The organism is Novosphingobium sp. KCTC 2891 (assembly GCF_025938155.1).
In the GTDB taxonomy this organism is placed as follows: domain Bacteria; phylum Pseudomonadota; class Alphaproteobacteria; order Sphingomonadales; family Sphingomonadaceae; genus Novosphingobium.
The window spans coordinates 59,994-77,956 of sequence record NZ_JAPCZG010000007.1 but is presented as its reverse complement, the minus strand read 5'-3'; the positions used below and the strand labels follow the sequence as shown (position 1 = coordinate 77,956).

Genomic DNA, 17,963 nt, shown 5'->3' with positions numbered 1-17,963 from the left:
CTGCGACAGCATTCGGGGATTGACGAGCACGTCCGTGTTGCCCCAGTCGCAAGGCAGCATCATCGCCTAAAGAGACGGAAACGGGGACAATGACCGCGTCATTCACAATGCAGGATTCGCGCGACCACTTTGCCCATTGCGTCCAGGTGCTGGGCGGCACCACTGCGGCCTCGCGGCGCCTCGGCATAGACGAACGGGCCATCCGGCGCTTCATCAGCGGGGAGCGCCCCCTTGGCAGCGGTCTCCTGGAAGACACCGCGAAAGCGCTCCGCCTGCTGATCGCCGAAGCCAAAGCGGCGGAGGAACACATCGCCGCGATGTCTGGTGCTCAACCGGGCGCCCCGTCGGCGTAGGCCGGGCATAAAGCGCGTGGCCGGCATGGCCGGGTGCGGATCAAGCCCGTCCGAAGAAGCGGTCCGGACCTAGCCTGCCTTCCGGGACTTGTGCTCGAACAGGAGCTTGTCCAGTTCCTCGATCCGGAGCCGTTCGGGCGTGCCCTTGGCCAACCCTTTGAGACGGCAGGCCGCCCACAAGCTCTTACGCTCGGCTTCCAGCGCTTTCAGATAAAGATCAGCCATGGTCTATCGCCCCTTTCCGGGTGTGCGGGCGCGGGGGCGCCGCTCGGCCGAAGTGCCGGTGTTGGTATCGTTTTCAGTGGTCAGCTTGCCCCAACGCTGCAAGCGATCGGGCGCCAGCGTTCCGTTTGCCAGCGCAGCCTGAATGGCGCAGCCAGGCTCGGCCGTGTGCGTGCAGTTGGTAAACCGGCATTCGAGCGCGAGCAGCACGATATCATCGAACACTTCGGCAAGCCCGGAAGCTGCGTCCAGAAGCTGGAATTCCCGCATGCCCGGCGTGTCCATCAGCCACCCGCCGCCATCGAGCCGGTGCATCTGGCGAACCGTGGTCGTGTGCCGCCCCTTGCCATCCTGTTCGCGCACCGCTTGCGTCGCGATATCGTCCGATCCCCGCAGCGTATTGACCAGCGTGGACTTGCCCACCCCCGACGATCCCAGCAGCGCGACCGTTTCGCCCCGGCCGCAAAGGGCCGCAAGCCTGGCAACATTCTCCGGATCGCGGGCGTTGACGGTTTCGACCAGCAGGCCGGCCTGCAGCGCGCGCGCCGCATCGGCAAACCGCTCGGGCGCATCGGTCAGGTCGATCTTCGTGAGAACGACGACCGGTTTCACGCCGACCTCCCGCGCGAGCACGAGATAGCGCTCCAGCCGCGGCACATTGAAATCCTGGTTGCACGACGAAACGATGAACAGCGTATCGACATTGGCCGCGACAAGCTGGACCCTGCGGTCATCGCCGGGCGCTCGCCGCTTGAACAGGCTCGCCCTTTTCAGGATCCGCACCAGTTCCAGGGTATCCCGGTCGATGAGCAGCCAATCGCCAACGGTCGGGCGCCCGTCCTCCTGGCCGGCATCGGGCAGGACGGACGAAATCATGCGCTCCAGACCGGGGCCGGCGACGGCCACCATGCCGCGATGCACCGCCATGACGCGAACCGGACGGCACCGCTGGGCTTCCTCCGCCGAGACATCCATGCTGAAAGCCGGTGTCCAGCCAAGGTCGACGAGAAGGGGATCGGGAGCTTCCATAAGGTGTCGGCAGGAGACTTTCATGGCTTGATCCCGAAGGTCGGGAACAGAAAAGGCGGCATTCGGCGCCAAAGCACGCGCAGGGCCAACGATATGGTGGCCGCATACAGATCAACCGGGCAGTTGCATACGCCCGTGATGCGCAAGGCCGCCGCGTTTCAGCGCTCCTCCTGCGAACCTGCGGCCTCACGCTCGCTGTAGCTGTCGAGCACGCGGCGCATTTCCTCGATGGCCTGACGGCGGGCGCGCGGGTCGCGGATGCCGGCCAGCCGGCGCTTCAGGCTGGTGGCGAGATCGGCGTAATTGTTCTGCCAGTCGCGGCCGATGGCTTCCTGCAGATCGACCCGGCCGGTCTTGGTCCGCCGCGCCGGCTTGCCGGGGGAAAGCTCATACTTTTCGCCAATTTCCGGCACGATGATCGAGGCGGCCAGATCCTGCGATTGCGCCAGCTTGCGCAGTTCCTCGATGGCCCCCGCCTCGCCGTGGTCGAGCAGCAGGCTACCCGCGATGGGGCCGCGCTCCGCGATCCATTCCAGCAGTTCGGTCTGGTCGGCGTGGGCGGAATAGCTTTCGATGCGGCGGATCTGCGCGCGCACACGCACGTCGCGGCCCGAAATGCGCACGCGCTGCGCGCCGTCGAGAATGACCCGGCCGAGCGAGCCTTCGGCCTGGAATCCCACGAACAGGATCGTCGAATCGCGGCGCGGCAGGTTGTAGAACAGATGGTGACGGATGCGCCCCGCCTCGCACATGCCCGAAGCGGCGAGGATGATCGCCCCCGACACCGAATTCAGCCGCATCGATTCCGCGACGTCGTTGACGTACTGGATCGAGGGGTGCCCGAACACGTCGCGCCCGCCGGTGTCCTCGAGCTGGTCCGCGTATTTGCGGAAGACCGTGGTGGCGCGGTTGGCGAGCGGGGAATCGACGAAGACGGTGGTGTTGCCGATGCGCCCCGCGATGGACAGCATCGCAATGTCGAGCAGCAGTTCCTGCGTGCGCTCCAGCGCGAAGGAGGGGATCACCAGATTGCCGCCCCGCGCCTTCGCGCCGAGGATTTCGGCTTCGAGCAGCGTGCGGCGATCCTCGATCGAGACGTGTTCGCGGTGGCGGTCGCCATACGTGCTTTCACAAATCACGTAGTCGAAGCCGGAGGGCGAATCCGGATCGGCGTGGAAGGCCTTGTTGTCCGGCCCGACATCGCCCGAATAGAGCAGGCGCACGCCTTCGGCCTGGAGTTCGACCGACGCGGAGCCCAGAATGTGCCCCGCGTTCCACAGCCGGGCGCGGAAACCGGGCGCAGGCTCGAACCATTGGTCGAGCGGGACGGTGCGCGTCAGCCGCCAGGCGGCGATGGCGTCCTGCTCGGTATAGATCGGCTCGAAGGCATCGTCGCCCGCACGGTCGCGGCGGCGGTTGCGGCGCTCGGCCTCGTATTCCTGGATGCGCCCGGCATCGGCCAGCATGAACTCCAGCAGGTCCGCCGTTTCCACCGTGCACCAGATCGCCCCGGTAAAGCCTTCGGCCACGAGGCGCGGCAGCAGTCCGCTGTGATCGATATGCGCGTGGCTGAGCACGATCGCGTCGATGGTCTTGGGATCGAAGGCGAGCGCTTCGAAATTGAGCGCTTCGAGCGAACGCGAACCCTGGAACATCCCGCAGTCGACAAGGATGCGGGAATCGCCCGAGGCGAATTCATGGCACGAGCCGGTGACGGTTCGCGCGGCGCCGTGGATCGTGAGGGAAAGCGTCATGCGCCGATCCTGCGCAGCGCGCAGGCGGTACGCAAGCGCAATCAGCGCGGCTTGATCCGCGCCCCGTCGGCAAGGGCATTGCCGGGATTGACCACGACCTGCTGGTTCACCGCCAGCCCGGCCAGCACTTCGCCGAACTCGTCGTTCACATGGCCCAGCTTCACGGGTCGAGCGCGGGCACGGCCATGGTCGACCACGAACACCCGCCAACCGCCGTCCGGGCCGCGGAACAGAGCGCCAATCGGGACGCGGAGCGCGTCGGCCCGGCTCCACAGCACGATGGTGGCGTCGATCTGATAGCCGTGGCCGAGCCGGGCGGCCTCCGGCGCACTGGCCGCGTCGAACGCCACGATCACGTTGACGCGCTGCTCCTCGATGCCCAGCGCGGACACCTTGAGCCGGCCGAACGGTTCAATCCGCGCGACATGACCGATCAGCGGCGCATCACCGCCCCATTGGGTGATCTCCACCCGGTCGCCGGCCTTCACCCGCACCGCTTCGCGTGAGAGGAGATCGACCACCGCCTCGATCCGGCGCGCATCGCCGATGGTGACGAGCGGCGTGCCTTCGGCGATCACGCCCGCGCTTTCGTTGATGACCGACAGGACCGAACCTGCAGCCGGCGCGCGCACGGCAACGGGACCGCCTGCAACGGCGCCGGTGGGAGCAGCGAGACGCGCGTCGATCCGCGCGATTTCCGCCCGCGCCTGCGCCAAAGCGGCCTGCCCGGTGGAAACGCGCGTCCGCGCCGCTTCAAGCTGCGCGCGTGGCAGGAACCCCCGCTGCGCGAGTGCCTCGGCGCGTGCCAGGTCGCGGCGCGCCTGCGCCAGCGACGCTCCCGCGCCGCTTTCGCTGGCGCGCGCAGCGGCCAGCGCGGCGCGCAATTCCTGCTGGCTGCGCGGATCGAGCGGGCTGGAGGGGCGCCCGGTCATCTGGGTGATGAGCGCGCCGCGCGCAACGCTGTCGCCCACTTCCAGTTCGATCCGCGACAGGTACCCCGTCACCGGGGCGGACACGACGTAGTATTCCCGCGCCCGCGTCACCCCGTCGTCGGTGATGCCCACCGTCATCTTCCCGCTCGTGACCCGGGCGGTATCGACCGGGCTGGGCTGCGGCCAGAATGCAAAGGCCAGGCCTGCCGCCAACAGCGCGGCGATCAGCAGCGCCCAGCGCCAACGCTTGAGGCGTGCCAGCATCAGTCGCGCGCCTTCAGCACGCGGACCATGTCCAGCTGCTGCACCCGCCGTGCGACGGTGGCCGCCGTGCCCATCGCCGCAAGCAGGACGATCACCACCGACCAGCCATAGCTCGCACGCGAAGGCGCGAACGGCAGGCGGAACAAGTCTGAGCTGAACATCGCGGTCATCAGTTGTGCCATGCCATAGCCGATCAGGCAGCCCAAGGGCACGGAAGCTACGACCAGCAGCGCCAGCTCGCCCAGCAGCACCAGCCCCACCTCGCTGCGGAAATAGCCGAGCACACGCAGCGTCGCCAGTTCGTGGGCGCGCTCCGAATAGAGAATGCGCGCGCTGTTATAGACCACCCCCACCGCGATGGCGGAGGCGAAGCCGATGTAGAACACGATCATGGTCAGCATGTTGTCGTCGATCATCTGCTCGAACTTCTCCAGCGCGGCAGTTTTCTCGGTTACGCCCAGCACCATCGGCATATCCTTGAGCTGCATCAGAATACGGGCGCGCGCCGCCGGATCGATGCGCAGCAGCGCCGCGCCCACCGGCGAGGCATCTCGGGCAATGGCGTCCACCGTTTTCTCGGAGGCATAGGCGCGCTCGCCGATAAATTCGTCGACGATGGACACGACCGGCAGCGTCAGCCGTGTCCGCCTGCCGCCCAGCATCTCCACCTCGACCCGGTCGCCCGCGCGCACCGCCAGCTTGTCCGCCAGCTGGCGGCTGAGCATCAGGCCGCCGGGCGGCAGGGCGATGGCCGTGCCGCTGCGGTCGATGCGCACGCTGAGCTGCGCATCCGCGCGGGCGCTTTCGATCGCGGCGCGTTCGCTGCGGTTGCCGCGGATGATCTTGGCCGCCACGCCGCGCGTCGGCTCCACGCGCAGCACGCCCGGAATCTGCGCCAGCGCGAACAGGGCATCGTCGTTGCGCGGCTCGATGAAGGTAACGGTCAGATCCTGCCGCTGGGCGCGAAAGAAGAAGGAATCGAGCATCGTCCGGCTCGAATCGAGGAACTGCGTGGTCGCGAACAGCAGCCCGCCCGACAGCGCCACGCCCAGCACGGTGATGGCCGAACGCCCCGGCCAGCGCGCGATGTGGCGCACGATCATGTGGCCGATGGCGGAAAACCCCGCAGCCCGCCCCAGCCGCTCGACCGTTCCCGCGCGGTAGACCGGCGGCGGCGGGGGCGCCATCGCCTCCGCCGGGGCCAGCGCCACCGCCGCGCGCACCCCGCCCAGCGCGCCCAGCCCCGCCGCCGCGAACGACAGCGCCGCCGCGCCCAGGATCACCGGCGGCGAGATGCGGTAGTCGAGGAACGGAAAGCGGTAGTACTGCGCGTAGAGCCGGGTCATCGCGCTGCCCATCCAGATCCCCGCCGCCGCGCCCATCAGCGTCGCCAACAGCGCCACCGCCAGCGCGAACTTCAGATAGTGCCAGCCAATCGCCCAGTCGGAATAGCCGAATGCCTTGATCAGCCCGATCTGCGCGCGTTCGGTGCGGATCATCCGGCCCAGCACGATGTAGACGAGGAACACCGCCACCAGCAGGAACACCGGCGGGATCACCCGCGTCATCGCGTTCAGCTGCATCAGTTCGTTATCGAGGAAGGCGTTGCTCAGGTGGTCCTTGCGGCCATAGGCGCCGGTCCCGCCATAGGGCGCCAGCACGGTGTCCACCGCGCGGATCACGTCCGCTTCCGACGCACCGCGCGTCAACGTGATCGACAGCGCGTTGATCGCCTCGGTGCGGTCGGTCGCCGCCTCCAGCGCCTTGCGTCCGATCCAGAACACGCCGAAGCGGCTGTCGTCGGGGATGATGTCGCCCGGTGCCAGCGCGTAGATGAAGTTGGGCGCCAGCCCCACGCCCACGATCCGCAGCCGCTGCTTGCGACCGTGGATCAGCGCATCGACGGTGCTGCCGATGGCGAGCGCGTTCGCCTTGACGAATGCCTCGTCCGCCACGACTTCGCCCGGATGGCCGCGCTGCGGCAACCGTCCCGCGCGCAAGGTCAGCCGGTTCAGCCGGTCGCGCCCTTCCTCGTCCACCGCGTTGAGCAGCGCGCGCACCGGCACCACGCGGCCGGGAAAATCGAGCGTAGCGTATTGCTGGATCGTGCCTTCGGCCTGCTGCACGCCCGGAATCGCCGCCACCCGCGCGACCACGCTGCGCGGCGCGCGCGTCATGCCGGCGAACACATCGGCGAAGTGGTTGCGCGCGTAATAGGCATCGCGCGTCTCGGTGAGCGAACGGTGCACGCCCATCGACATCACGAACGTGGCCGCCGCCGCCGCCAGCACCAGCGCGATGGCGAAGACCTGCCCGCGCAGGCGCCACAGGTCGCGCAGCAGCTTGCGGTCGAGCGCCTTCACCAGCTCAGCCCGGCGGGCGAGACAGGATGCGCGTTGACTTCCATCCGCGCGATCCGCCCGTCGAGGAAATGCAGCACGCGGTGCGCCATGGCCGCGATGCCGGCGTTGTGCGTGATGATGACCACGGTGGTCCCCAGGTCGCGATTGGCCTGGGCCAGCGTTTCCAGCACGCGCACGCCGGTCTTGCTGTCGAGCGCGCCGGTCGGCTCATCGCACAGCAGCACGCCCGGCTGCTTGGCAATGGCGCGGGCGACCGCCACGCGCTGCTGCTCGCCGCCCGAAAGCTGGGCAGGATAATGATGGCGACGATCGGCCAGCCCGACCAGCGCCAGCGCCTCCTCGGCCGCCATCGGATGCTCGGCAATGTCCGTCACCAGCCGCACGTTCTCTTCGGCGGTCAGGCTGGGGATGAGGTTGTAGAACTGGAAAATGAAGCCGACATTCGCCCGGCGGAAGCGCGTCAGTTCCGCGTCGCCCATGTCGGTCAGTTCGGTCCCGCGATAGCGCAGCGAACCGGATGATGCCCGGTCAAGCCCGCCCAGAATATTGAGCAGTGTCGACTTGCCGCTGCCCGATGGCCCGAGCAGCACCAGCACTTCGCCCGCAGGGATTTCCAGATCGACGCCGCGCAGGGCGTGAACCTCGGTCTCGCCAGTGCGATAGACCTTGCACAGCGCCGACGCGGTGAAGGCCGCGTTCCCCGCTGCGTCCATTTCAACGGTTCCGCTCGTGCTCATGTGCGGCGCGTTCCTGCCCCTGCGGGTCTGGCCGCCCGATGGCCGGAACCATGCTTACCCGTTGCGGGGCCGCCTGCAAGCCTGTCCGCGCGGCGAAGGTGGCCAATCGCGGTTCGCGGCGCTAGGCAGCGGCCATGACGCGCATCGGGATCGGCATCATCGGCAATGGCATGGCCACGCGGGTTTTCCACGTGCCCTATATCGAGGCTGTGCCGGATCTGGAGCTGAAGGCCATCGTTGCGCGCCGGCCCGACGCAGTGCTGCCGGCGGACGTGGCGCGTGTCGCGGATGCGGCGGACCTGCTCGCCGATCCGGCCGTGGACGCCATCGTCATCGCCACGCCCAGCGACACCCATGCGGCGCTGGCGCGGCAGGCGCTGCGCGCGGGCAAGCACGTGGTGGTCGAAAAGCCTTTTGCGCTCTCGCTGGCAGAGGCGCGCGATCTCGCCGCCCTGGCGCAGGAACAGGGCCGTATGATCGCCGCGTTCCACAACCGGCGGTGGGACAGCGATTTCCTCTCCGTGCGCGCCGCCATCGATCGCGGACTGGTTGGCCGCGTGGTCCATTTCGAATCGCACTTCGACCGCTTCCGCCCGCACGTGCGCGATCGCTGGCGCGAGGCCGCCGGGCCGGGTGCGGGAGTGTGGCTGGACCTTGGCCCGCACCTGATCGACCAGGCCCTGCTGCTGTTCGGCCTGCCCGAGACGGTGAGCGCGGACATCGCACCCTTGCGCGAAGGCGCCACGGCGGACGACTGGGCGCACGTGGTGCTGCGCTATCCGGACAAGCGCGTGATCCTCCACGCCGGGATGTGCGTGGCGGGCGGATCGCCGCGCTTCATCGTCCATGGCACCGGCGGTTCGCTGGTGAAGCAATGCCTAGATCCGCAGGAGGCGCAGTCGGTGGCCGGCCTTCGTCCCGGCGCGGCGCAATGGGGCGTCGATCCCGATCCGCTGCGCCATTGGGACGGCGAAGGCGCCGAAACGCTTATCCCCGCCGAACGCGGCGCGCAGCAATCCTTCTACCGCGCGGTGGCCGACGCGTGCCTGGGCAAGGGCCCGCCGCCCAACCAGCCGGACGAACTGATCGCCGTGCAGGCGGTGCTGGAAGCGGCGATCGTTTCCGCGCGCGAAGGCCGCGCGGTCGCGCCGTCCAGCCTCTAGCCGCCGCTGCTTGGCCGCGCTCTCTAGCCGGCAGCGCCCTTCACGATCATGCCTTCCGCCTTTGTGCCATCGGCACGCATCGGATCGTGCTTCACGTGCGCTCCGCCCAGCTCTGCGTTCCACGCCGCGAATTCGAGGCAAACGCCGTCCGGATCGAAGAAATAGACCGAGCGCACGAACACCCCGTCGTGGACTTCGGGAGCGACCTGCCAGTCCGAATCGTCGTGGTTGAGCACCATCGACGTCTCCACCCCGCGCTCATGCAGCCGCGCGACGTATTCGTCGAACTTCTCCAGCGGCACGTTGAACGCGATGTGGTTCATCGAACCGTGCGCGCTTTTCATGTCGCCGATGCCCGGCAGGCCCGAAGGCGCGGCCACGCCCGGCGCGGCCGGCGGCGCATCGGGAAACCAGAAGAAGGCCAGGCTGTCGCCATTGCCGATATCGAAGAAGAAGTGCTGGCCCATGCCGCCGGGCAGGTCGATCGTCTTGGTCAGCGGCATTCCCAGGATGTCGCGGTAGAATTCCACCGTCTTCGCCATGTCCCGGCAGACGAGCGCGAGGTGGTTGACCCCGCGAATGTCGAACACCTGATTGCTGTTCTCGCTCATCGCGCGTTCCTTCTCACTCAGCCTGCTGGCGCGTGCCGCCAAGGAAATCGGCGGCCACGAAATCTTCCGGCGCGGCAACTTCGACAATCGGCTCCTCGCGGTCATCGAATTCCATGCGCAGTGCGCGGGTGATCACCGCGTGCATGTCGTAGAGGCAGGTAATGTAGGTGAACTCGAAGATCTGCTGGTCGTCCCAGAAGGTCTTGAGCTTGTCGAACACCGCCGTGGGCACCCGCCCGTTCGCCTGGCAAAGGCCATCGGCATAGGCGAGCACCGCGCGTTCCTGGTCATTGAAGCAATCCGCCACCTGCCAGTGCGGCACCGCGGCGATCTTCTCCTCGCTGCATCCCAGGCCGCGGAGCGACTTGCAGTGCTGCGAGAACACGAACTGGCTGCCCTTGACCCAGCCGGCGCGCGTCTGGCCCAGTTCGCGCAGGATCGGATCGATGCGCCGGTCCGGGCTGCGATAGAGCGAAAAGCCAGAGACGGCGTGGCGGAAGATGTCCGGGGAAAGCGCGAAAACGCTCCACCAGTCGCCGGGCGTTCCGGTGGCCGTGCCAGGCTCGGTGACCGGATCGCGGTCTCCGAACAAGTGCTTGTAATAGGCAAGAATCACCTCGTCCGTGATCTCGGCGCGCGGCACCTGGCGCAATACCGGCATATCCTGTTCCTTTCCCTCCGGCCCGCCCGCAGCGAGGGGTGACCGTTTTGCATCCTCATGGAATCCCGGTGCCTTCTGTGGGCGCGCGTGGATCATCCCTGCCCCTGGTCTGCCGATTCGCGGCGCATTGCCAAGGGCCATCCGGTTGCCTATCGCTACTTATCAAGTTTGGTAAGAGGGAGAGAATCTGAAATGGCCGCCTACGCGATCTTCATCCGCAACAGCACTTCCGATCCCGCTGGCATGGAAAAGTACGGCCAGATGGCCGGCCCCACCATGGCCGGACACAAGGTCCAGCCGCTGGTCGTCTACAATCCGTGCGAAACCCCCGAGGGTGAACCCGCCGAAGGTCTCGTCGTGCTCAAGTTCGACACGATGGCCGAAGCCAAGGCCTGGTACGAAAGCGACGCCTACCAGGAAGCTGCCAAGGTGCGCAAAGCCTCGTCCGACTACCGCGTGATCCTGACCGAAGGTCTCTGATCCGCCGCCGCGCCGTCCGGCCCGCCCCACGGGAGCGGCCGGACGGGGCGTTTTCCCTTCAAGCATCCGATCCGGGTGGCGCCTGCGTGGTTGCCGGCCCGCGCGATCCGCTATATCCGGCGGGATATGGCACTTCCCCGCACCCGGCCGCCGCGCGCCACCGCCTCGCTTCTGGCCGCGCTGCTTCTGGCGCTGCTGCCCGGCATGGCACAGGCACGCGGGCCGCTGGTGCTGGCCGCTGCCAGCTTGCAGGAAGCGATGACCGCCGCCGCCGGCCGCTGGACCGCCAAGGGGCATGAGCCGCCGGTGATATCGTTCGCCGCCTCCTCCGCGCTTGCCCGCCAGATCGAGGCAGGCGCACCGGCCGACCTGTTAGTATCCGCCGACACGCAGTGGATGGACCATGTCGCCGCCGCGGGTTTTGTCGCCCGGGGCTCGCGCGCGCCGTTCCTCACCAACCAGCTCGTGCTGATCGCGCCCGCTGCCAGCCGCCTCTCCCTCGCCATCCGGCCGGGCTTCCCGCTCGCCCGCGCATTGGGCAACGGCCGGCTGGCGATGGGCGATCCGGACGCGGTGCCCGCCGGAATCTACGGCAAGGAAGCGCTGACCCGGCTGGGCGCCTGGCCGCACGTTGCCGGCCGTGTGGCGCGCGCGGAAAGCGTGCGCGCCGCGCTCGCGCTCGTCGCGCGGGGCGAGGCGCCGCTCGGCGTGGTCTATGCCACCGATGCGCGCGCCGAACCGCGCGTCCGCGTCGTCGGCGTGTTTCCGGAGACGAGCCACGCGCCGATCCTCTATCCGCTCGCCCGCCTGACCGGCGCGACCAGCCGCGATGCCGAAGCCTTTCACCGCTTCCTGCTCTCGGGCGAGGGGAAAGCGATCTTCCGCCGCTTCGGCTTCGGCGCGCGCTGAGGCCGATGCTGGGCGAGGCGGAATGGGCGATCGTGGCGCTCTCGCTGAAAGTCAGCGGGGCCGCGATCCTGTTTACCCTGCCCATTGCCTTCGCGCTTGCCTGGCTGCTGGCGCGTACGCGCTTTCCGGGGCGCATCCTGCTGGATGCCATCGTCCATTTGCCGCTGGTGCTGCCCCCCGTGGTGATCGGCTGGCTGCTGCTGCTTGCTTTCGGCACCAACGGTCCGATGGGCCGGTTCTTCGCCGATGCACTGGGGCTGACCTTCATGTTCCGCTGGACCGGCGCGGCGCTGGCGGCGGCGGTGATGGCGCTGCCGCTGATGGTGCGCGCGATCCGTCTGTCGCTGGAAGCGGTCGATCCCCGGCTGGAAAGCGCGGCCCGCACGCTCGGCGCCGGGCCGTGGCGCGCTTTCGCCACGGTCACGCTGCCGCTCTCGCTTCCCGGCGTGCTCGCCGCCACGGTGCTGGGCCTCGCCCGCTCGCTGGGCGAGTTCGGCGCGACGATCACTTTCGTCTCGAACATTCCCGGCGAGACGCAGACCCTGCCGCTCGCGATCTATTCCGCGCTGCAAGTGCCCGGCGGCGACGTCCATGTCGTCCGCCTCGCGCTCATCTCGGTCGCGCTGTCGCTCGGCGCGCTGCTCGCTTCGGAATGGCTGGCCCGCCGCTCTGCTTCGGGAACCCCCTTCCATGTCGCTTGAGGTGGCCGTGACCCTGCGGCGCGGCGGGCGCGAGATTGCCGCGCGCTTTGTCACCGGCGCGGGGATCACCGCGCTTTACGGCCCCTCGGGCGCAGGCAAGACCAGCGTACTCGATGCCGTCGCCGGCCTGCTCCGCCCTGCCGCTGGCCGCGTGGTGCTGGGCGGCACCGTGCTGTTCGACAAGGCGCAGGGCATCGACCTGCCGCCCGAGCGGCGCGGCTGCGGCGTGGTGTTCCAGGACCTGCGCCTGTTTCCCCACCGCCGCGTGCGCGACAACCTGCTCTACGGCTGGAAGCTGGCCCCACCGGCGCGGCGCTGGATGCAGCTTGACGAAGCCTGCGCCTTCCTCGGCATCGGCCACCTGCTCGAAAGGATGCCGCGCACGCTGTCCGGCGGCGAAGCGCAGCGCGTCGCCATCGGCCGCGCGCTGCTGTCCGCCCCGCGCGTACTGCTGCTGGACGAGCCGCTGTCCTCGCTGGATGCGCCCCGGCGCGAAGGCATCATGCAGGTGATCGAGCGCATCCGCGACGAACTGCACCTGCCGGTCGTGCTCGTCAGCCACGACCTTGCTGAGATCGACCGCCTGGCCGACCAGGTGGTGCCGATGGGCGAGGGCAGCCCTCCCGCCTTGCCGTAGGGGAAGGGCGGAAAACTGCGCACCGGGGCGCGTTTTTCCGTTGACCGAAGGCCCTCGCTGGCTCTTTCCTGCCGTTGACGTGAAGGTAAACCACCCACGCAACCGGGAGAGAACGATGTACCTGCCTTGCCGCCGCCGTGCTGCGGGATGCTCCGCGGCATGACTTCCGGCCCCCTGACTCTCGGTGGGCTTTCGGCGGCGATTGAGCGCCGCGGCGAAGGTTTCGTGCTGCACGGCGCCTCGGGCTGGCTGCAGGGCCGCACGATGTATGGCGGCGCCTCGTCCTATCTCGCCTATGCCGCCGCCCGCACCGCGTTCCCCGATCTGCCCCCGCTGCGCGGCGCGCAAGTGGGCTTCGTCGCCCCCGTGGGCGAGGACGTGGAGATTTCCGCCCGCATCCTGCGCGCGGGCAAAAGCGTGAGCCAGATCGAGACCGAGATCACCGCCAATGGCGAACTGGCGCACCGCGCGCTGTGGCTGTTCGGCAGCGGGCGCCCCAGCAACGGCACCGTCGCGGCCAACCGGCTCGACATCGCTGTCCCGTATGACCAGGCCGCCCCCGTCAAGCCGCATCCCGATCCCTCGTTCTTCATCCACCGCATGGAACTGCGCCACGCCTTCCCGCGCGGCGAGAACCCGCCCGGCACGATCCGCCGCTGGGTGCGCCTGAAGGACCGCAGCGGGCTTGACCCCATCGGCGAACTCATCGGCATCGGCGATACCCTGCCGCCCGGCGCAATGCGCACGATGGAGCGCATGGGGCCGATCAGCTCGATCAACTGGTCGCTGACGCTGCTGGGCGACAAGCCCGAGACCGACGACGGCTGGTGGCTGCTCGAAACCTCGTCGAACCACGCGGCGGACGGCTTTTCGAGCGAGACGCTGCGGATGTGGAACACCGACGGCGTCGAAGTGATGCGCGGCCTGCAATCGGTCGCGATTTTCGGTTGAAACGGAGCAAGGCGCCCATGACCATCACGCTGACCGACCCCGCCGCACTCGGCTTCGACGCCGGTCGCCTCGACCGGATCGAGACTCTGCTGCACGAACGCTACGTCTCTCGCGGGAAGCTGCCCTGTGCAGACGTTCTGGTCGCGCGCGACGGCCAGCCGGTTTACCGCGCCACGATGGGCCATGCACGCGCCGATGGCACTCCCGCCGCGCCCGACACGATCTACCGCATCGCCTCGATGACCAAGCCGCTCACCTCGATCGCGGTGATGATGCTGGTGGAAGAAGGCCTGATCGCGCTGGAAGACCCGGTGACCAAGGTGATCCCGGAATTCGCAGGGCTGGGCGTCTATACCGGGGGCGGCGGCGAAGCGCCGTTCATGCCGCCGCGCGCCGCGCACGCGATGCGGCTGGTCGACCTGCTCACGCATATGTCGGGCCTCACCTACGGCATCCAGAACCGCACCAACGTCGATGCCGCCTATCGCAAGGGCCGGCTCGACGGGCACGCCAGCCTGCCCGGCAACGATCACTTCATCGCCGAGCTGGCCAAGCTGCCGCTGGAATTCGCGCCCGCCACGGGCTGGAACTATTCCGTCTCCACCGACGTGCTCGGCGTGATCGTCGCGCGGCTATCGGGCATGAGCCTGGGCGAGTTCTTCCAGACGCGCATTTTCGATCCGCTGGGCATGAGCGACACCGGATTCCACTGCCCGCCCGGCAAGCTGCACCGGCTGGCCGACGCCTGGACCTACATCCCGGGCAAGGCGCCAGAGCTGCTGGACAAGGCCGAGACCAGCAACCTTGCGCGCGCGCCCCGCTTCGAAAGCGGCGGCGGCGGCCTGCTGTCCACGCTGGCCGACTATCACCGTTTCGCGGCCGCGCTGGCCAATGGCGGGGGAATCGACGGCGTGCGCCTCGTCAGCCCCAAGACGCTGGCGCTGATGGCCAGCAACTTCCTGCCCGGCGGCGCCGACCTTACCCAGATGTCCAGTTCGCTGTTCAGCGAGGCGAACAACGCGGGCACAGGCTTCGGCCTGGGCTTTGGCGTCACCATCGACCCCGCGCGCGCGCTGGTGCCCGGCTCTGTCGGCGAGTTCTTCTGGGGCGGCATCTTCTCGACCGCGTTCTTCGTCGATCCGGTGGAAAAGGTGCACATGGTCTTCATGACCCAGCTCTACCCCTCCTCGGCCTACCCGATCCGCCGCCAGCTCAAGACGCTGATCTATTCCGCGCTGACCGACAGCCGCGCCTGACCTTTCTCCTCCCCTCCGAAAGCATCCCTCAGCCTACAGGAGCCAAGACCCCATGTCCGACCCCATCCCCGGCGCCAAGGACCACATCGACGCCGCCCGCATCGCCGCCGCGCGCATCGATGATATTCCGGCCGATACCGCGCTGCTTCCCGTCAATCGCGTCGGCGTGATCGGCGCGGGCACGATGGGCGGCGGCATCACGATGAACTTCCTCACCGCCGGCATCCCCGTCACCATCGTGGAAATGACGCAGGAAGCGCTCGATCGCGGCGTCGCCACCATGCGCAAGAACTACGAGAACACGGTCAAGCGCGGCAAGATGGACGCCGCGCTCGCCGATGCAGCGATGGCGCGCCTGACCCCCACGCTCGATTTCGGCGCGCTGACGGAGGCCGACCTCGTGATCGAGGCGGTCTATGAAAGCATGGACGTCAAGAAGGACGTGTTCGGCCGGCTGGACAAGGTGGCGAAGCCCGGCGCGATCCTCGCCAGCAACACCAGCTATCTCGACGTGAACGAGATCGCCGCCGTTACCAGCCGCCCCGAAGCGGTGCTGGGCATGCACTTCTTCTCGCCCGCCAACGTGATGAAGCTGCTCGAAGTGGTGCGCGGCGCCAAGACCGGCGACAGCCAGCTGGCGACCGTGATGGCGCTCTCGGTGAAGATCGGCAAGGTGCCGGTCGTCTCGGGCGTGTGCCACGGCTTCATCGGCAACCGGATGCTCAGCCCCCGGCAGGCGCAGGCGCACGCGCTGATCATGGAAGGCGCGAATTACTGGGACGTGGACGAGGCGCTGCTCGAATTCGGCTTCCCGATGGGGCCGTGGCAGATGGCCGACCTTGCCGGGGTCGACATCGGCTGGCACCGCGATCCCACCCGTATCGAAAGCCTGCGCGACGCGCTCTGCGCCGTGGGCCGCTGGGGGCAGAAGACCAAAAAGGGCTTCTACGACTACGACGACAACCGCCAGCGCACCCCGTCCGACGAAGTGAAAGCGATCATCGCCGATTTCGCGAAGAAGGAAGGCAAGCCGCAGCGCGCCATCGACAAGGACGAGATCCGCGAACGGCTGCTCTACCCGATGATCAGCGAAGGCGCGCTGATCCTTGAGGAAGGCATTTCCCAGCGCGCGAGCGACATCGATACCGTGTGGCTCAACGGATATGGCTGGCCCGCATGGACCGGCGGGCCGATGTTCTGGGCCGACCATATCGGCCTCAAGACCGTGGTCGCCGGCCTCGAAAAGCACGGGCTTCCCGTCGCGCCGCTGCTGGCGCGCAAGGCGGCGGCGGGCGAAACCTTCAACTGACGGAGAAAAGAGCGGTGACCATCGACGAGATCGCCGAAGCCGAGTTCATGCCGCTGACCACGATCCTGCGCGCGCACGCCGCGCGCAGGGGCGCGGCGGTGGCGCTGGCCGACGAAACCCGGCAGGTAAGCTGGGCGGACCTCGACGCGCTCATCGACCGGGTCGCCGCCGCGCTTCAGCGCGAAGGCGTGGCGAAGGACGAACCCGTCGCCATCGCCGCGCTCAATGCGGTGCCGACGGCCCTCGCCTTCCTCGGCGCGATCCGCGCCGGGGCAGTCGCGGCGCCGCTCACGTCCACCGCTTCGGCGGACACCGTTCTCGCCATGCTGGCAGACAGCGGCAGCCGCGTGCTGCTGCTCGACAAGGAAATGGGAGATCGCATCGCAGGACTGCCCTTTCCCGCCAATGTCCGCCGCATCGCGCTCGACGACAGCGACGCGGGCGAGCCGTTCTCGGCGTGGATGGCAGCGCCGGGAGCCAAGCCGGAAGAGCGCCTGCCCGCACCGGGCGACCCGTTCAACATCATCTATTCGTCGGGCACCACCGGCGCGCCCAAAGGCATCGTGCAAAGCCACAAGATGCGCCACGAATATGCCCGGCGCACCATCGTCGGCGGGTATGATGACGACACCTGCGTGATCTGCTCCACGCCGCTCTATTCCAACACCACGCTGGTCAGCTTCCTTCCCACGCTCACCGCCGGAGGCAAGGTGGTGCTGATGAAGAAGTTCGACGCGCGCGGCTTCCTCGAACTGTCGCGGCGCGAACGGGTGACGCACGCCATGCTGGTGCCGGTGCAATATCGCCGGATCATGGAAGTGCCCGATTTCGACAGCTTCGACCTCAGCTCCTACCGGCTCAAGTCCTCGACCTCCGCGCCCTTCCCGGCCTGGCTCAAGGCCGATGTGCTGAAGCGCTGGCCGGGCGGGCTGACCGACGGCTACGGCATGACCGAAGGCGGCGCGACATCGGTGCTGATCGCCCACGCCAACCCGGACAAGCTGCACACCGTGGGCCAGCCCAGCCCGGGCCACATCATGAAGATCATCGACGAGGACGGGAACGAGTTGCCGCCCGGCGAAGTGGGCGAGATCGTCGGCCATTCGCCGATCATGATGAACGGCTACCACGGCAAGGACGACAAGACCCGCGAGGTCGAATGGTTCGACGCCGAGGGCCGCCGCTACATCCGCCACGGCGATGTCGGCAAGTTCGACGAGGACGGCTTCCTGATCCTGATGGACCGCGCCAAGGACATGATCATTTCGGGCGGATTCAACATCTTCCCCACCGATCTCGAAGCCGAGCTGACCCGCCAGCCGGCGGTCCGCGAAGCCGCCGTGGTGGGCGTGCCGAGCGACAAGTGGGGCGAGACCCCGCTTGCCGTGGTGGTGCTCGCCGACAAGGCCGCCGATCCCGCCGCCATCCTGGTCGAAGCGAACAGCAAGCTGGGCAAGACCCAGCGCATTTCGGCCATCAAGGTGGTCGACGAACTGCCCCGCAGTCCGATCGGCAAAGTGCTCAAGCGCGAACTGCGCGACCGCTTCGGCGGCAACCCGATCGCGCCGCAAGGTTATGTAAAACCCTGAGATTCAACGCTTCCCTCACCCTCCCCGGGAAAGCCTGGAAGG

The 17,963-nt window shown here is 68.1% G+C and carries 17 protein-coding genes and 1 pseudogene; 10 read left to right on the top strand and 8 right to left on the bottom strand.

Annotation, left to right across the window (positions count from 1 at the left end; genetic code table 11):
* Window positions 1-89: 89 nt before the first annotated feature.
* Window positions 90-353, top strand: a complete 264-nt coding sequence (locus OLX02_RS13850) for a hypothetical protein (RefSeq protein ID WP_264423744.1) — start codon at window positions 90-92, stop codon at window positions 351-353.
* Between the two features lie 69 nt (window positions 354-422).
* Here OLX02_RS13850 and OLX02_RS13845 read toward each other — a convergent pair whose 3' ends face one another.
* The 6 genes from OLX02_RS13845 to OLX02_RS13820 all read right to left on the bottom strand — a co-directional run bounded on the left by OLX02_RS13845 (window position 423) and on the right by OLX02_RS13820 (window position 7,654).
* Window positions 423-578: a hypothetical protein gene (locus tag OLX02_RS13845; protein ID WP_264423742.1), complete on the bottom strand. Its 156-nt coding sequence runs from the start codon at window positions 576-578 to the stop codon at window positions 423-425.
* A gap of 3 nt (window positions 579-581) precedes the next feature.
* Complete coding sequence (gene rsgA, locus OLX02_RS13840; protein ID WP_319641251.1) at window positions 582-1,628, bottom strand: ribosome small subunit-dependent GTPase A; 1,047 nt, start codon at window positions 1,626-1,628, stop codon at window positions 582-584.
* Between the two features lie 134 nt (window positions 1,629-1,762).
* Window positions 1,763-3,358, bottom strand: a complete 1,596-nt coding sequence (locus OLX02_RS13835) for an MBL fold metallo-hydrolase (RefSeq protein ID WP_264423740.1) — start codon at window positions 3,356-3,358, stop codon at window positions 1,763-1,765.
* A 41-nt stretch (window positions 3,359-3,399) separates the two neighbouring features.
* Window positions 3,400-4,554, bottom strand: coding sequence for an efflux RND transporter periplasmic adaptor subunit (locus OLX02_RS13830; protein ID WP_264423738.1), 1,155 nt, complete (start codon window positions 4,552-4,554; stop codon window positions 3,400-3,402).
* On the bottom strand, window positions 4,554-6,917 hold the full coding sequence (locus OLX02_RS13825) for an ABC transporter permease (RefSeq protein ID WP_264423736.1): 2,364 nt from the start codon (window positions 6,915-6,917) through the stop codon (window positions 4,554-4,556). The genes OLX02_RS13830 and OLX02_RS13825 overlap by 1 nt, the downstream gene beginning before the upstream one ends.
* Window positions 6,914-7,654, bottom strand: coding sequence for an ABC transporter ATP-binding protein (locus OLX02_RS13820; RefSeq protein WP_264423734.1), 741 nt, complete (start codon window positions 7,652-7,654; stop codon window positions 6,914-6,916). Before OLX02_RS13820 ends, OLX02_RS13825 begins: the two co-directional genes overlap by 4 nt.
* Window positions 7,655-7,788: 134 nt before the next feature.
* On the opposite strand from OLX02_RS13820, the gene OLX02_RS13815 reads away from it, so the two are divergent.
* Complete coding sequence (locus tag OLX02_RS13815; RefSeq protein ID WP_264423733.1) at window positions 7,789-8,817, top strand: oxidoreductase; 1,029 nt, start codon at window positions 7,789-7,791, stop codon at window positions 8,815-8,817.
* A gap of 23 nt (window positions 8,818-8,840) precedes the next feature.
* On the opposite strand, the gene OLX02_RS13810 is transcribed toward OLX02_RS13815, so the two are convergent.
* Both OLX02_RS13810 and OLX02_RS13805 read right to left on the bottom strand, forming a co-directional pair.
* Complete coding sequence (locus OLX02_RS13810; protein WP_264423732.1) at window positions 8,841-9,428, bottom strand: VOC family protein; 588 nt, start codon at window positions 9,426-9,428, stop codon at window positions 8,841-8,843.
* A 13-nt stretch (window positions 9,429-9,441) separates the two neighbouring features.
* A complete protein-coding gene (locus OLX02_RS13805; RefSeq protein WP_264423730.1) occupies window positions 9,442-10,089 on the bottom strand; it encodes a carboxymuconolactone decarboxylase family protein in 648 nt (215 codons plus the stop codon).
* A gap of 192 nt (window positions 10,090-10,281) precedes the next feature.
* Here OLX02_RS13805 and OLX02_RS13800 point away from each other — a divergent pair, with 192 nt between their 5' ends.
* The 8 genes and pseudogenes from OLX02_RS13800 (at window position 10,282) to OLX02_RS13765 (ending at window position 17,921) form a co-directional block, all read left to right on the top strand.
* A complete protein-coding gene (locus tag OLX02_RS13800; protein ID WP_264423728.1) occupies window positions 10,282-10,569 on the top strand; it encodes a DUF1330 domain-containing protein in 288 nt (95 codons plus the stop codon).
* Between the two features lie 126 nt (window positions 10,570-10,695).
* Window positions 10,696-11,478 (top strand): molybdate ABC transporter substrate-binding protein, encoded by a 783-nt coding sequence (gene modA / locus OLX02_RS13795; RefSeq protein WP_413630269.1) that lies wholly within the window; start codon window positions 10,696-10,698, stop codon window positions 11,476-11,478.
* A gap of 5 nt (window positions 11,479-11,483) precedes the next feature.
* The gene (gene modB / locus OLX02_RS13790) at window positions 11,484-12,179 is read left to right on the top strand and encodes a molybdate ABC transporter permease subunit (RefSeq protein WP_264423726.1); all 696 of its coding nucleotides are present in this window, start codon (window positions 11,484-11,486) and stop codon (window positions 12,177-12,179) included.
* Window positions 12,169-12,816 carry a molybdenum ABC transporter ATP-binding protein gene (locus OLX02_RS13785; protein WP_264423725.1) on the top strand — a complete coding sequence of 216 codons (648 nt, stop codon included), beginning with the start codon at window positions 12,169-12,171 and terminating at the stop codon, window positions 12,814-12,816. The genes modB and OLX02_RS13785 overlap by 11 nt, the downstream gene beginning before the upstream one ends.
* Window positions 12,817-12,975: 159 nt before the next feature.
* Complete coding sequence (locus OLX02_RS13780) at window positions 12,976-13,767, top strand: thioesterase family protein (RefSeq protein WP_264423723.1); 792 nt, start codon at window positions 12,976-12,978, stop codon at window positions 13,765-13,767.
* Window positions 13,768-13,790: 23 nt separating this feature from the next.
* Entirely contained in the window at window positions 13,791-15,023 is a 1,233-nt protein-coding gene (locus tag OLX02_RS13775) for a serine hydrolase domain-containing protein (RefSeq protein ID WP_413630307.1), read from the top strand.
* 73 nt (window positions 15,024-15,096) lie between these two features.
* Window positions 15,097-16,332 (top strand): annotated as a pseudogene (locus OLX02_RS13770) (3-hydroxyacyl-CoA dehydrogenase NAD-binding domain-containing protein); the annotation flags it as partial.
* A gap of 14 nt (window positions 16,333-16,346) precedes the next feature.
* Complete coding sequence (locus OLX02_RS13765) at window positions 16,347-17,921, top strand: class I adenylate-forming enzyme family protein (RefSeq protein WP_264423719.1); 1,575 nt, start codon at window positions 16,347-16,349, stop codon at window positions 17,919-17,921.
* The last annotated feature ends 42 nt before the right edge of the window (window positions 17,922-17,963 follow it).

Excerpts from the sequence above, each read along its gene's own strand:
- OLX02_RS13830 (WP_264423738.1), bottom strand. The coding sequence starts at position 4,554 with ATGCTGGCACGCCTCAAGCGTTGGCGCTGGGCGCTGCTGATCGCCGCG.
- OLX02_RS13800 (WP_264423728.1), top strand. The coding sequence starts at position 10,282 with ATGGCCGCCTACGCGATCTTCATCCGCAACAGCACTTCCGATCCCGCT.
- modA (WP_413630269.1), top strand. The coding sequence starts at position 10,696 with ATGGCACTTCCCCGCACCCGGCCGCCGCGCGCCACCGCCTCGCTTCTG.
- OLX02_RS13780 (WP_264423723.1), top strand. The coding sequence starts at position 12,976 with ATGACTTCCGGCCCCCTGACTCTCGGTGGGCTTTCGGCGGCGATTGAG.
- OLX02_RS13850 (WP_264423744.1), top strand. The coding sequence starts at position 90 with ATGACCGCGTCATTCACAATGCAGGATTCGCGCGACCACTTTGCCCAT.
- rsgA (WP_319641251.1), bottom strand. The coding sequence starts at position 1,628 with ATGAAAGTCTCCTGCCGACACCTTATGGAAGCTCCCGATCCCCTTCTC.
- modB (WP_264423726.1), top strand. The coding sequence starts at position 11,484 with ATGCTGGGCGAGGCGGAATGGGCGATCGTGGCGCTCTCGCTGAAAGTC.
- OLX02_RS13805 (WP_264423730.1), bottom strand. The coding sequence starts at position 10,089 with ATGCCGGTATTGCGCCAGGTGCCGCGCGCCGAGATCACGGACGAGGTG.
- OLX02_RS13815 (WP_264423733.1), top strand. The coding sequence starts at position 7,789 with ATGACGCGCATCGGGATCGGCATCATCGGCAATGGCATGGCCACGCGG.
- OLX02_RS13820 (WP_264423734.1), bottom strand. The coding sequence starts at position 7,654 with ATGAGCACGAGCGGAACCGTTGAAATGGACGCAGCGGGGAACGCGGCC.
- OLX02_RS13835 (WP_264423740.1), bottom strand. The coding sequence starts at position 3,358 with ATGACGCTTTCCCTCACGATCCACGGCGCCGCGCGAACCGTCACCGGC.
- OLX02_RS13785 (WP_264423725.1), top strand. The coding sequence starts at position 12,169 with ATGTCGCTTGAGGTGGCCGTGACCCTGCGGCGCGGCGGGCGCGAGATT.
- OLX02_RS13810 (WP_264423732.1), bottom strand. The coding sequence starts at position 9,428 with ATGAGCGAGAACAGCAATCAGGTGTTCGACATTCGCGGGGTCAACCAC.
- OLX02_RS13845 (WP_264423742.1), bottom strand. The coding sequence starts at position 578 with ATGGCTGATCTTTATCTGAAAGCGCTGGAAGCCGAGCGTAAGAGCTTG.